Annotated in this window: 13 protein-coding genes and 1 pseudogene; 12 read left to right on the forward strand and 2 right to left on the reverse strand. The window is 37.6% G+C overall.

Features of this window, described 5'->3' with window-relative positions; genetic code table 11:
* Window positions 1–128 precede the first annotated feature (128 nt).
* Window positions 129–830: pseudogene (locus tag DEX24_RS11135) on the reverse strand (AAA family ATPase); the annotation flags it as partial.
* Window positions 831–958: 128 nt separating this feature from the next.
* Between DEX24_RS11135 and cymR the strand changes: the two are divergent.
* Genes cymR through recD2 form a run of 5 tightly spaced genes read left to right on the forward strand, consistent with a single transcriptional unit; the run spans window position 959 to window position 6,789 of the window.
* Window positions 959–1,378, forward strand: a complete 420-nt coding sequence (gene cymR / locus DEX24_RS11140) for a cysteine metabolism transcriptional regulator CymR (RefSeq protein WP_109306507.1) — start codon at window positions 959–961, stop codon at window positions 1,376–1,378.
* Window positions 1,379–1,392: 14 nt separating this feature from the next.
* Entirely contained in the window at window positions 1,393–2,538 is a 1,146-nt protein-coding gene (locus tag DEX24_RS11145; RefSeq protein WP_109306508.1) for a cysteine desulfurase family protein, read from the forward strand.
* A gap of 17 nt (window positions 2,539–2,555) precedes the next feature.
* Window positions 2,556–3,677, forward strand: a complete 1,122-nt coding sequence (gene mnmA / locus DEX24_RS11150; protein ID WP_109306509.1) for a tRNA 2-thiouridine(34) synthase MnmA — start codon at window positions 2,556–2,558, stop codon at window positions 3,675–3,677.
* 15 nt (window positions 3,678–3,692) lie between these two features.
* Window positions 3,693–4,355: a tetratricopeptide repeat protein gene (locus DEX24_RS11155; protein WP_109306510.1), complete on the forward strand. Its 663-nt coding sequence runs from the start codon at window positions 3,693–3,695 to the stop codon at window positions 4,353–4,355.
* A 16-nt stretch (window positions 4,356–4,371) separates the two neighbouring features.
* Window positions 4,372–6,789: an SF1B family DNA helicase RecD2 gene (recD2, locus tag DEX24_RS11160; RefSeq protein ID WP_109306511.1), complete on the forward strand. Its 2,418-nt coding sequence runs from the start codon at window positions 4,372–4,374 to the stop codon at window positions 6,787–6,789.
* A gap of 192 nt (window positions 6,790–6,981) precedes the next feature.
* Here the strand turns inward: recD2 and DEX24_RS11165 are convergent, their stop codons facing one another.
* The gene (locus tag DEX24_RS11165; protein ID WP_109306512.1) at window positions 6,982–7,308 is read right to left on the reverse strand and encodes a hypothetical protein; all 327 of its coding nucleotides are present in this window, start codon (window positions 7,306–7,308) and stop codon (window positions 6,982–6,984) included.
* A 560-nt stretch (window positions 7,309–7,868) separates the two neighbouring features.
* Between DEX24_RS11165 and alaS the strand changes: the two genes are divergently transcribed.
* From alaS to mltG, 7 genes are all read left to right on the forward strand, one after another.
* On the forward strand, window positions 7,869–10,523 hold the full coding sequence (alaS, locus tag DEX24_RS11170; RefSeq protein WP_109306513.1) for an alanine--tRNA ligase: 2,655 nt from the start codon (window positions 7,869–7,871) through the stop codon (window positions 10,521–10,523).
* 325 nt (window positions 10,524–10,848) lie between these two features.
* Complete coding sequence (locus DEX24_RS11175; RefSeq protein WP_109306514.1) at window positions 10,849–11,118, forward strand: IreB family regulatory phosphoprotein; 270 nt, start codon at window positions 10,849–10,851, stop codon at window positions 11,116–11,118.
* Window positions 11,118–11,543, forward strand: a complete 426-nt coding sequence (ruvX, locus tag DEX24_RS11180; RefSeq protein ID WP_109306515.1) for a Holliday junction resolvase RuvX — start codon at window positions 11,118–11,120, stop codon at window positions 11,541–11,543. The genes DEX24_RS11175 and ruvX overlap by 1 nt, the downstream gene beginning before the upstream one ends.
* Window positions 11,544–11,549: 6 nt before the next feature.
* Window positions 11,550–11,831, forward strand: coding sequence for a DUF1292 domain-containing protein (locus DEX24_RS11185; protein WP_109306516.1), 282 nt, complete (start codon window positions 11,550–11,552; stop codon window positions 11,829–11,831).
* Between the two features lie 35 nt (window positions 11,832–11,866).
* Window positions 11,867–12,145 (forward strand): DUF1292 domain-containing protein, encoded by a 279-nt coding sequence (locus DEX24_RS11190; RefSeq protein ID WP_109306517.1) that lies wholly within the window; start codon window positions 11,867–11,869, stop codon window positions 12,143–12,145.
* A 43-nt stretch (window positions 12,146–12,188) separates the two neighbouring features.
* Entirely contained in the window at window positions 12,189–12,470 is a 282-nt protein-coding gene (locus DEX24_RS11195; protein WP_109306518.1) for a DUF1292 domain-containing protein, read from the forward strand.
* A gap of 174 nt (window positions 12,471–12,644) precedes the next feature.
* Complete coding sequence (gene mltG, locus DEX24_RS11200) at window positions 12,645–13,775, forward strand: endolytic transglycosylase MltG (protein ID WP_109306519.1); 1,131 nt, start codon at window positions 12,645–12,647, stop codon at window positions 13,773–13,775.
* The last annotated feature ends 118 nt before the right edge of the window (window positions 13,776–13,893 follow it).

The following is a 13,893-nucleotide window of genomic DNA, read 5'->3' on the forward strand; positions in this document are numbered from 1 at the left end:
TTTATGGTAAGATGTGTATAGAGATTCATTGCCTCATTCCTTTCAATAGTTGTCTTCGTAAACACTATTTTACAAGGTTTGAAGTGATGAGTCTCTTTTTGTGTTGCACTTAAAGTGTAAATCTAAGCGCCAAAAACACCGATTTTTTCTGCCAAACTATCGACTATTTTATCTGACACAATAGTAGTATGATCTACTTCATCTGCAGAGTAATAAATCGATTCCAATAAATTTAACGCTTTGCGTGCATCACCATTCCCGGCATTTGCTACTTTTATAATTTGTTCATCTGTCATGTTAATATTCATTTTTCCGAGACCGCGTTCTTCATCAAGTAAAGCTTGGCGTACTAATTTTTCCAAATCCGCTGTCGTCAAACGTTTTAATTGTTTAATTTCTCCACAACGTGAACGAATGGCGGGATTAACATCATGATAGGGATTTTCTGTCGTTGCACCGATTAAAATAATCGATCCATTTTCAACATGCGGTAATAGTGTATCTTGTTGTAATTTATTGAAGCGGTGAATCTCATCCAAAAATAAAATGACCTGCCCAGAAAAATGTGCTTCTCTTACAATGTCTTCTACATCTTTTTTACCAGCTCGCGTAGCATTTAAGGCAAAGAATGGTGTGTCGACAGAGCCGGATATTGCAAAGGCTAATGATGTTTTACCAATGCCGGGGGGACCATATAATAACATGGACGGTGTGTGTCCTTTTTTAATCATTGTATATAAATTTGTCGTAGGGCCAACGATGCTGTCGTGTCCAACTATCTCATCGATGTTTCTCGGACGCATACGATATGCTAACGGTTCATTTGACATAGTACGACCTCCTCGTAAGTGTAAATTTAATTCATCTACATAATAGTATAGCAAAACCAAGTGCTGAGGGTGGGAATATGATATACTTTAACGATAAAGAACTCAAACTAGTAGAGGTGTGTAAACCAATGAAAATCTCAACAAAAGGTCGTTATGGCTTAACAATTATGATTGAATTAGCAAAACAATATGGTCAAGGGCCTATTCCATTACGCCAAATAGCAGCGGACAATGATTTATCTGAAGCATACCTAGAGCAGTTAGTGTCGCCACTTAGAAATTCCGGTCTCGTAAAAAGTGTACGTGGTGCATACGGTGGCTATATGCTGTCTAAACCACCTCATTTGATCTCAGCAGCAGATGTTATTAAAGTGTTAGAAGGACCGATTCAACCAGTTGAAGGCATTGAAAATGAGGCGCCACCACAGCGTCAATTGTGGATGCAAATTCGAGATGCTGTGAAAACCGTACTCGATACAACAAGCCTAGAAGATTTAGCAAACTATACAGATGAAAATACTGAAGACAACTTCATGTTTTATATTTAAAGGAGATTTTTTTCATGGATGAAATTTATTTAGATCACGCAGCTACAACACCTATGCACCCAGCTGTTATTGAAGCAATGGTTGATGCATTACAAAATATTGCAGGTAATCCTTCAAGCATTCATCAGCAAGGAAGAACAGCTCGCAAAGCATTGGATGATTCCCGTCAAACTATAGCGCAGTCAATTGCTGCTCAAGACGATGAAATTATTTTCACAGGTGGCGGCTCGGAGTCTGATAATTTGGCGATTTTTGGTACTGCTTACGCTCGTCGTAAAGAAGGGCGCCATATCATTACTTCTCAAGTGGAGCATCATGCTGTATTACATGCCTGTGAAAGGTTAGCTACGCAAGGCTTTGCTATTACGTATTTACCCGTGAATGATCAGGGTGTAGTACAAGTTGACGACTTTAAAGCTGCTTTGCGTGATGATACAATTTTAGTAACAATTATGTTAGGGAATAATGAAGTCGGTGCAATTCAACCTATTAAAGAGATTGGTGCGATTCTTGAAACACATCAAGCGACATTCCATACGGATGCAGTTCAAGCTTATGGTGTGATGGCAATTGATGTCGATGAATTAAAGGTTGATTTATTATCTACAACGGCACATAAAATCAATGGCCCTAAGGGAATTGGTATGTTGTACCAACGTAAAAATACGCCATTACAGGCAGTTATAGTCGGTGGACAGCAGGAGCGTAAGCGTCGAGCGGGTACGGAAAACGTTCCAAGTATCGTCGCTTTTGCCAAAGCAGTGGAAATTGCTCAGCAACAAATGAATCATAAACAGGCTCTTTATAATGGTTTTGAAAAAATTGTTATGGAGGCTCTAACAGAAGCGGGAATTTCTTTTGAAGTGAATGGTGAGCGTAGCAACTCTTTACCACAGGTTTTAAATATTAGCTTTGATCAGATGGAAGTGGAGTCATTTCTAGTGAATCTTGATATGGCGGGTATTGCGGTATCGTCCGGTTCGGCATGCACTGCAGGTTCAATCGATCCCTCACATGTTCTCGTAGCAATGTTTGGTAAAAACTCACCAAAATTAAGAAACTCGATTCGTTTTAGTTTCGGATATGGCTTGAATAATGATATTGTAACAGAAGCGACAAAACGTCTAGTTGAAATCGTCAAAAGATTAACGAATGCATAGAAATAAGGTGAATTGAAATGAATACAGTAAAAGACCCGTCTAAAACGAGGGTTGTGGTAGGTATGTCTGGTGGTGTAGACTCATCAGTTGCAGCATATTTACTAAAAGAACAAGGTTATGATGTCATCGGTATTTTCATGAAAAACTGGGATGATACAGATGAAAATGGCGTATGTACAGCTACCGATGATTATGAAGATGTTATTAAAGTATGTAACCAAATCGGTATCCCCTATTATGCGGTCAATTTTGAAAAACAATATTGGGATAAGGTATTTTCTTATTTCCTTGAAGAATATAAAGCAGGACGCACACCCAATCCAGATGTTATGTGCAATAAAGAAATCAAATTTAAAGCATTTCTTGAACATGCATTAAAATTAGGTGCAGACTATTTGGCAACAGGTCATTATGCACGCGTTCAACGCAATGAAGATGGCGTGACCATGTTACGTGGAGTAGACGATAATAAAGATCAAACATATTTCTTAAATCAATTATCAGAAGACCAATTAAAACATGTGATGTTCCCTATCGGTGAAATTGAAAAACCACGCGTTCGTGAAATTGCTGCGGAAGCTAATTTAGCGACTGCTACGAAAAAAGATTCTACGGGTATTTGTTTCATCGGTGAAAGAAATTTCAAAGAATTCCTAGGTCAATACTTGCCTGCACAACCCGGTAATATGGAAACGTTTGATGGACGTATCATGGGTAAACACGATGGATTAATGTACTATACACTAGGTCAAAGGCACGGTCTTGGTATCGGTGGTGATGGTGAGCCTTGGTTTGCAATCGGCAAGGATTTAAAACGTAATGTATTGATTGTTGGACAAGGTTTCCATCACGATAAATTATATTCAACAAGTTTAAAAGCAGTGAAAGCTAGCTTCACATCAAATCGCCAATTACCGACAAAGATTACTTGTACAGCTAAATTCCGTTACCGTCAATCAGATGTACCGGTAGAGGTTGAGTTTTTAGCAGACGGCACTTGGCATGTTGTATTTTCTGAGCCAACTCGTGCAATTACACCGGGACAATCTGTCGTATTATACGATGGTGATGAATGTCTAGGTGGCGCGACAATTGATGAAGTATTTAAAGAAGGTAAAAAATTAACTTATGTAGGGTAATAGGAGTTGTGTTTTTTGAATTTTACTGAAGAAGGCATCAAAGCGATGCAAGAAAAACGTTTCGAAGATGCTGCAAAAGCATTTACTCGTGCAATTGATGAAAATCCGCAGGAAGCAATTGGATATATTAATTTTGGGAATCTTTTAGCGGCGATGGATGACAGTGAGCGCGCAGAGCGTTTCTTCCAAAAAGCAATCACATTAGATGACCAAGCAGCAACAGCTTATTATGGCTTAGCAAATTTATATTACAATAGTGAACGCTTTGAAGAGGCAGCAAAGTTATACGAGCGTTCATTACGTAATGGAATCGAAGGAGCCGATGTGTATTATATGCTCGGTAAATCATTCGAACAGGGCGGCCAAACAAAGCTAGCTCTACCATATTTACAAAGAGCAGCAGAATTAGCTCCCGAAGATGTACAAGTTCGTTTAGCATTTGCTATATTAATGTGCTCGCTTGAAATGTTTGAAGAAGCAGAGAAAGAGTTGCGTGTCGTAATTGATATGGACTGGAATAACGCCGATGCTCATTATAATTTAGGTGTATTATTTGCTGTTTCTACGGATAATGTAAAAGACGCAAGATATCATTTGCAACAAGCTTTCACACTTCAACCAGAGTTTGATCAAGCACGTTATATTTATGATATGTTAGGACAAAAACTAGAAGACTAATAAGGAGGGGACAGCGTTGACTGAAAATCTTTCACTATTTTCGAATGAACCATTATTCGTAGTAGGTCGACCTGTCGTCTCTATTTTTCATAATACGGATAATTTATTTTCTATCGTGAAATTGAAAATTCAAGAGACGAACACAGATTACAAAGATAAAGAAGTTATTGTTGCGGGATATTTTCCAAAGGTTGTAGAGGATTCGGTTTACCGTTTTACAGGAAAAATGACAAAACATCCAAAATACGGTGCACAATTTAAAGCAGAAACATTTGAAAAAGAGATACCGGCGACCGAAACAGGTGTCATCTCTTATTTGTCGAGCGATTTATTTCCCGGTATTGGTAGGCGTACGGCGGAGATTATCGTTGAAAAACTAGGTGCAGATGCCATAAAAATAATTATTAATGATCCTTCATCTTTGGATGATATTCCTCGACTAAATGATGAAAAAAAAGAAACGCTACGTCTTGTACTTCAGCAAAACCTTGGGATGGATCGTATTATGATTAAGCTAGGTGAATGGGGTTTTGGCGCACAATTAGCAATCAAAATTTATCAATTATACTTAGAAGAGACTATTCAATTATTGCAAGAAAATCCATATCGTCTAATAGAAGATGTCGATGGCATTGGTTTTGGTAAGGCGGATGAGTTAGGTTCAATTTTAGGTATTACGGGCAATCATGACCATCGTATTGAAGCAGCCATCCTTCACCTTGTCAATCAGGCTTCACTGTCTGATGGCCATGTTTATGTTGAAGCGCCACAAATTGTGCCACAAGCTAAAGTACTTTTAGAAAGTAGTCAACATGTTGAAATCCCATACGAAGCTATTTCAGCAGCTATTATTCGTTTGGGTGAAAATGGAAAATTATGTGGGGAAGAAATGCGTCTTTATATGCCTTCTCTTTATTATTCTGAAGTTGGAATTGCATCTAAAATTTTGCAATTAAAAGAAAAAAATAAAGAACATTCTGCCTTTCCGCAAGATGAAATTCGTAAATGGATTGGCGATGCTGAAGAACGCTTTGGTGTTACATATGCAGAAACACAAGTGAATGCGATTGAAAAAGCGATTAATAGTGCTGTAATGATTTTAACTGGTGGACCCGGAACCGGTAAAACAACAGTAGTACGTGGCATTGTCGATGTTTTTGCTGAACTTCATGGCTTATCTTTGGATCCGAAAGAATATAGTAAAAAAGATGAAGAATTTCCAATTGTTCTTGTAGCACCTACTGGACGTGCTGCAAAACGCTTAAGTGAATCAACAGGTTTACCAGCACAAACAATTCACCGATTATTAGGTTTTAATGGACATGAGAAAGAGGAAGACTCTGAGAAGGAAATAGGCGGACGTTTATTAATCGTCGATGAAATGTCGATGGTCGATACATGGTTGGCCCATCAACTTCTAAAATCTGTCAACGAAAATTGCCAAATTGTTTTTGTAGGTGATCAAGATCAGCTACCACCAGTTGGTCCGGGGCAAGTTCTAAAGGATTTACTCTCTTCAAAAGCCATACCAACCGTCGAATTAACGAATGTCTATCGTCAAGAGGACGGCTCATCTATTATCGAGTTGGCCCATCAGATGAAAGCAGGTCAACTACCGACGAATTTAACAGAAAAAACATCGGATCGCTCATTTATAAAATCAAGTGCTAGTCAAGTGCCTCAAGTAGTCCAACAGGTGATTGGTTCAGCTTTAAAAAAAGGATTTTCCATCCATGATATTCAGGTGTTGGCACCGATGTATCGCGGAGAAGCTGGTATTGATGCCCTAAACAAATTAATACAAGAATTCGTTAATCCTAAAAAAACAGCAAAATCAAAAGAAATTGCTTTTGGTGATACAATCTATCGTATTGGTGACAAAGTATTACAGCTCGTTAATCAACCAAATAGCAATGTGTTTAATGGGGATATGGGTGAAATTATTTCTATTTTGAAAGCGAAAGAAACAACGGAAAAACAAGATATAATGGTCATTTCTTTTGATGGTATTGAAGTAACCTATGAACGTTCAGATCTCAATCAAATCACACTAGCTTACTGTTGTTCCATCCATAAATCACAAGGTAGTGAGTTTCCAATGGTCATTATGCCTGTCGTGCGTAGCTATTCGAAAATGCTACGTAAAAATTTACTCTATACAGGATTGACACGCGCAAAAAACTTTTTGATTTTATGTGGAGAGCCTGATACGTTTCTACGTGGTATTCAAAATGATGCCGATGTATTACGCCAAACATCACTTGCATTACGCCTAGGAGAGCCAGCTGAAAAAATTGAAGAAAAACAAGCTACCGAAGAATCAAGTGATGAAGGACAGTCGACGAACTTTTCTTTAACGATGGATAACTTCATGACAATCCCACCAATGATTGGTATGCAAGGTATTAAACCAATAGACTTTATCGAAGAATAAAACGCTTCGTCAAATAACAGAGAGCCGATTTTCAACTTGTATTAGGTAGAAGTCAGTCTGATGATCTATTGTAGAATATAAAAGCATCCACTAGCCAGACCCCAGACAAAGAAGGGGCATACATAGTGGATGCTTTTTACATAGGTTCGTGGATTATCGCTGTCATAGTCAGCTCATCACGAAAAAAATAGATTAATTAAAGACATGATTTAATAATAATATGAAGAGGATAATGGCTATTATAAAGTAGATTGTCGTGCCAATTAGTATAGGGTTTTTTTTTAATCTACTAGGTAAATAAGCTGTTTGTATGCCAGTATGAGCAGCGAGTTGCGCTTGATTGTAGTTGGCAAGTGCTCCCCCTGAACTAGAGAAGAATAATGCACAAACAAATAGTGTTAAGGCGACAAAGAATACAATTTCAATAAAACGAACATGGATGAATTGACTTATAAGTAGTGTAAGAAGTACTTCGATTATTAAAGTAAATAGTATAAGTATGAATGATTTTTTTGACATAATAACCCTCCTATGTTAATTATTATAGCATGCAGCTGAGGTTGTTACCCACCAATCACTATTTATAGTGAAAACGATGCTGAAAAAAATCATTTGTAATCTATGATCTAGTTGCCAGTGTTCGCAAATAAACAAACGCATACGATACTTTATTCGAATTGTCGCTATCCTATCTGTCTACGTATTAGCAAACGATTAAAAGCGCGCAAGCATTGACAGCAGATAACTTTATTGCATATAATCAAGTTATACTATATGAAGAAAACGATGACGGAAAAAGTACGTTTTAGAACGTGTCACAGAAAGAGGTTTCTTGGCTGAAAAAACCTTCACTTATGCTAATTCGGAAAGCTAATCCTGAGTGCAGCTAATACCTGACGTTCACTGCGTTAAAGTGCTAAGACATAAAATGTAATAGACAAATACATTTTATAAATTAGGGTGGTACCACGAAGACAACTATTCAGTTCTCGTCCCTTTCCAGGGATGGGGACTTTTCTTTTTGTTTTTTATCAGGATTTGCCTATATGGTCGTCATATAAATTAGGAGGAAATTGAAAATGAAATCGAATGAGATTCGCAGTAAATTTATCGAGTTTTTTGTAGAAAAACAACATAAACAGGAACCAAGTATGCCACTAGTACCTATTAATGATGCGTCATTACTATGGATTAACTCGGGTGTTGCTACATTGAAAAAATACTTTGATGGGTCAGTCATTCCGGACAATCCTCGTATCGTAAATGCACAAAAAGCAATTCGCACAAATGATATTGAAAACGTAGGTAAAACAGCTCGCCACCATACATTCTTTGAAATGCTTGGGAACTTTTCAATCGGCGATTACTTTAAAAAAGAAGCCATTGAATATGCTTGGGAATTTTTAACTTCAGACAAATGGATGGGACTTGATGCGGAAAAATTATCGATTACCATTCATCCGGAAGATACAGAAGCTTATGATATTTGGAAAGATATCGTCGGAATTCCTGAAGAACGATTAATTCGTCTTGAAGGGAATTTCTGGGATATTGGAGAAGGTCCATCAGGTCCAAACTCTGAAATTTTCTACGATCGTGGTGAAATGTACGGTAATGATTTAAACGATCCAGAACTATATCCAGGTGGCGAGAATGAACGTTATCTTGAAATTTGGAATTTAGTATTCTCTCAATTCAATCATAATCCAGATCATAGTTATACTCCTTTACCAAAACAAAATATTGATACAGGCATGGGTCTTGAGCGTGTTGTGTCTGTCTTGCAAGATGTACCAACAAACTACGATACAGATTTATTTATGCCGATTATTGAAACAATCGAAACATTTGCAGACCGTCGCTATAAGCGTCCTGGTGAAATAGAATTGGCTGAAATTTTTGGTAGTGAAGAAGACATCAACACACCTTTCAAAGTAATCGCTGATCATATTCGTACAGTTGCATTTGCGATTGGCGATGGGGCGCTGCCTTCAAATGAAGGTCGTGGTTATGTGTTACGTCGTTTATTACGTCGTGCGGTTCGTTATGCCAAACAAATTGGTATCGAAAAACCATTTATGTATGAATTAGTACCAACTGTTGGTGCGATTATGCAAGATTTCTACCCACAAGTAAAAGAGAAAGAAGCATTTATTCAACGTGTTATTAAAAATGAGGAACAACGCTTCCACGAAACTTTACATGATGGTTTAGGTATTTTTAATGATGTGGTAGCTGCTCAAAAAGCACAAGGCGAAACGACAATTCCAGGTTCGGATGCCTTCCGTTTGTATGACACATACGGCTTCCCAGTAGAATTAACGGAAGAATATGCTGCGGAAGTGGGCATGACAGTTGATGAAGAAGGTTTTAATACTGAAATGGAACAACAGCGTAATCGTGCTCGTGCAGCACGCCAAGATGTGGATTCGATGAAAGTACAATCGGAAGTATTAGCCAACCTAACACAACCCTCTGAATTTGTCGGAAACGATACACTAACAGTTGATACAGAAGTCGTAGCAATCGTGGCTGATGGTGCGGCGGTTCAACATGTTTCTGAAGGACAAGAAGCACTTGTCATCTTAACAACAACACCTTTCTACGCAGAAATGGGTGGTCAAATTGCTGATACTGGTATCCTAACAAATGACTCATTTACAGCAACTGTCAAGGCGGTTACAAAAGCACCGAATGGTCAACCATTGCATACCATTTTAGTCGAATCTGGCGAGATGAATTTACATGACAAAGTGACAGCAACCGTCGATCGCGAATCGCGTAATTTAATCGTTAAAAATCATACAGCAACGCATTTACTACAACGTGCTTTAAAAGATGTATTAGGTGATCATGTCAACCAAGCTGGATCTTATGTTGGTGCGGACCGTCTTCGTTTTGACTTCTCTCACTTTGGTGCAACAACAAAAGAGGAGCTAGAACAAATCGAATTTGCTGTCAATGAAAAAATTTGGGATGATATCGAAGTCATTATCGAAGAAATGCCAATAGCAGATGCTAAAAAATTAGGCGCTATGGCCTTGTTTGGTGAAAAATATGGCGATGTCGTTCGCGTTGTTCAAGTATCGGACTACTCAATCGAATTATGTGGTGGTATTCACGTTAAACGTTCTTCTGAGATCGGTTTATTCAAAATTGTATCAGAGGGCGGGATTGGTGCAGGAACACGTCGTATCGAGGCTGTGACAGGAAAAGTAGCATATCTAGCGACAAAAGAACAACAAGACATTTTAGAAACAGCAGCAACAGAGCTAAAATCAAATGTGAAAGACGTACCAGCTCGTATCGAATCATTACAACATGAATTAAAAGATGTACAGCGCGAAAATGACTCATTATCAGCTAAATTAGCTGGTGCACAAGCATCTGATATTCTTGCGTCAGCGCAAGAAATCAATGGTGTAACAGTCTTATCTACCATTGTCGAAGCAAAAGATAATAACGCATTACGTCAGTTAATGGATGATCTTAAAACGAAAATGGATAAAGCTGTTATCGTGTTAGGTGCAGTAGCAGACGGTAAAGTAATGCTTTGTGCAGGTGTTTCTAAAGAAATCGCCGGCAAAGAGTATCATGCAGGTCAAATTGTAAAATCTGTTGCCGAACAATGTGGTGGTAAAGGTGGCGGACGTCCTGATATGGCGATGGCCGGAGCAAAAGATGCTGACAAATTAGCAGATGCTCTTGAATCAGTTTACACATTGTTAAAATAATAAAATATACTAAAAGTGAGAAACGACATAAAACGTCGTTTCTCACTTTTTATATCTTAGATAAGCGTATCTTTTATTGAAATAGACGAATGATTATTTTGAAGAGAAATTTAAAAATAAAGGATTTTAGCACTTTTAGCACGTATTATTTGCTTTTATACATGTTTAAATTGTAAATTTAGATATGCTTAACTGTTGGAATTATCGTTTTTCAACGGGAGAAAAGGAATATCTATTGAAAATGAGTTTTAAAGATGGCCTTTATACGTTATACTAAATTAAAGAGCCACAAACTCTACTTTAACTTTATTGTGAGGTGCTTAGCATGAGTAAGTTTGATCAAACGATGAAATTTAATTTCCCTGAGGAACCTATGGAACAAGAAGTACGCGAAACAATGCTTCATGTACATGCAGCACTAGAAGAAAAAGGGTATAATCCTATCAATCAAATTGTGGGCTATTTACTATCAGGAGATCCTGCTTATATCCCACGTCATCAAGATGCCCGTACGAAAATACGCAAGCTTGAACGAGATGAGATTTTAGAGGAGCTTGTGAAATTCTATATTAAGAAGAATAAAGAGGCTATATAATGAGAGTAATGGGATTAGATGTTGGTTCGAAAACGGTTGGCGTAGCAGTGAGTGATCCACTTGGTTGGACAGCTCAAGGCATTGAAACGATTCGAATCGATGAAGAAAATGGAGAGTTTGGCATTGCCCGAATTACAGAGCTCGTAAAACAATACGATGTCAATGAATTCGTTGTCGGCTTTCCAAAAAATATGAATAATACGGTTGGTCCTCGTGGGGAAGCTTCACAGGCCTATGTAAAACTATTGGAAGAAGAATTTGGATTCCCAGCTCATTTATGGGATGAGAGACTGACAACAATGGCAGCAGAACGCGTGTTAATCGAAGCGGATGTACGCAGAAAAAATCGTAAAAAAGTTATTGATAAAATGGCAGCATCAATGATACTACAAGGCTTTTTAGATCGTAAATCTTTTCAGAGGTGAATAAAAATGACAAATGAACAAAACACAATTACTGTAGTAGACGAGCAAGGCAATGAAATTCTATGTGAGATTTTAACAATCGTAGAATCGGAAGAATTCGGTAAAAACTTCGTATTATACAGCGAAATCGGTACGGAAGATGCAGATGGTCTTGTGCAAATTATGGCCTCATCATTCACACCAGCAGAAAACGGTGAAGATGGCGAATTACAACCGATTGAATCAGAAGAAGAATGGGCTTATTTAGAAGACATTCTTGAACAATTAGACGACGAAGAAGAAGAATAATTCGTAACTATTTCGATTTGGAGGAGGACTTTTAAATGTCACAAGAACATGATCACGAGCATATCGTAGCAATTGATGAGGATGGCAACGAGATTGTCTATGCGGTAATTACACGCGCTCACTCAGAAGAGTTACAAAAAGACTTCGTATTATTCGCAGAGCACTCAGATTCTGAAGAGGCTGTTGAAGTGCAAGCGGCTCAAATTATTCAAGGTGAAGATGGCGAATCATTAGTTGGCGTTGAAGATGACGCTGATTGGGATTTCATCGAAGCAGTATTAAAAGAGCTTGACGAAGCAGAAGACGAAGCATAAAAAATCGAGCGAGTCTTGGTTTATAGTATTTGAGGTGAATATAATGTCACAAAATTATAATGGTAATTTTTTCACAGAGCTTGATGATGAAGGCAATGAGATTATTTACACGATCTTAACGCGAATTGAGCCTGATGAATCAGAAAAAACATATCTTGTCTTTTATGAAGAGCCGACATCTGAAGATGCTGAGGAAACACAAATCGAAGCAGCAGAAGTTGTAGCGAACGAAGATGGAGATGGTGAACAACTTTTTGAGATTGAAACTGAGAAAGAATGGGAATTAATCGAAGAAGTTGTCAATACAATTATGAGTATCAATTAATGAAGTGATAAGGAGCAGAATTAGTTTTACTATTCTGCTTTTTATTTTGCCAAAAAAGGGAATACAAGTAAAGTGTTGTAAAAATAGAAAATAGTTAAAAAATGCTATACAATGGAACAATGCATGGAAGTTGTACGTCAATGCATTACATACGCATTTTAAGGAGGATTACGAGTGGAGCCAAAAACACCACAAAATAAAATTAAAAAGCTTCAGCAGCTTAAAAGTGAAAAGAAAACGGTCCGAAAAATAGTATTAATTATAGGGGCAATTATTATTGCAGCTGCGCTTATTATAGGTGTTAGTCTTTACTTCTATATTTCAAATGCTCTGAAGCCTGTCGATGAAAACAACAAAAAACCTGTGAAGGTTGAGCTGGCAATTGGCTCAAATATTGATTCAATTGCTCAAACACTAGAGGACAAAGGGGTAATTAGAAACGCAAAGATTTTTAAATACTATACTAAATTCAAAAATGATGCCGCGTTTCAGGCTGGCACATATAAAATACCACCATCAATGTCAATTGACGATATTATTAAATCCTTGAAGACTGGGAAAGTATACCGTAAAGCAGAATTCCAAATTACTATTCCAGAAGGCTTAACCTTAGATCAAATTGGTGATGTAGTTGCCAAGAAAACAGACTATACGTCACAAGAATTCATGAAGCTTGTGACGAGTGAAAAATTCGTCAAAGAGATGAAGGCGAAATACCCTGATACAGTTACAAAAGCAGTTGATGGCAAAAAAATCCGTTATAAATTAGAAGGTTATTTATATCCTTCAACATATGATTTCTATACTAAAAAACCGACATTACATGATATTGCTGATAAATTTGTCGAATTAACAGACTCGATTGTACGCTCATATGAACCACAATTAAAAGAGTTGGATATGACGCCACATGAATTGTTAACTTTTGCTTCTTTATTGGAGCGCGAAGCTACTGCTCAAACAGATCGTGAAACGATTGCGAGCGTATTCTACAACCGTATCGAGCAAGGTATGCCGCTACAAACAGATCCTACTGTATTATACGCGTTAGGAAAACATAAAAATCGTGTACTGTACAAGGATTTAGAAGTTGAAAATGCTTATAATACGTACAAAAATAAAGGGTTACCACCGGGTCCAATTGCCAATGCAGGTCGCGCTTCAACGGATGCCACGGTTGATCCAGCAAAAACAAATTATATTTACTTCGTGTCAGACAAAAAAGGACAAAATCATTTTGCGGAGACATTAGATGAACATAACCAAAATGTGGCAAAATACGTACGAAGTAAGAATGATCAATAAAATTAAACTAAACTAAACTAAACTAGGTGAAGTTACACAACTTGTTTTATTTCTCCGAAGCACATCCACAAAATATGTTTAGAAATCTTGCTATTAAAGAGGTTTTAAACAGCTGATG

Source organism: Kurthia sibirica (assembly GCF_003143975.1).
In the GTDB taxonomy this organism is placed as follows: domain Bacteria; phylum Bacillota; class Bacilli; order Bacillales_A; family Planococcaceae; genus Kurthia; species Kurthia sibirica.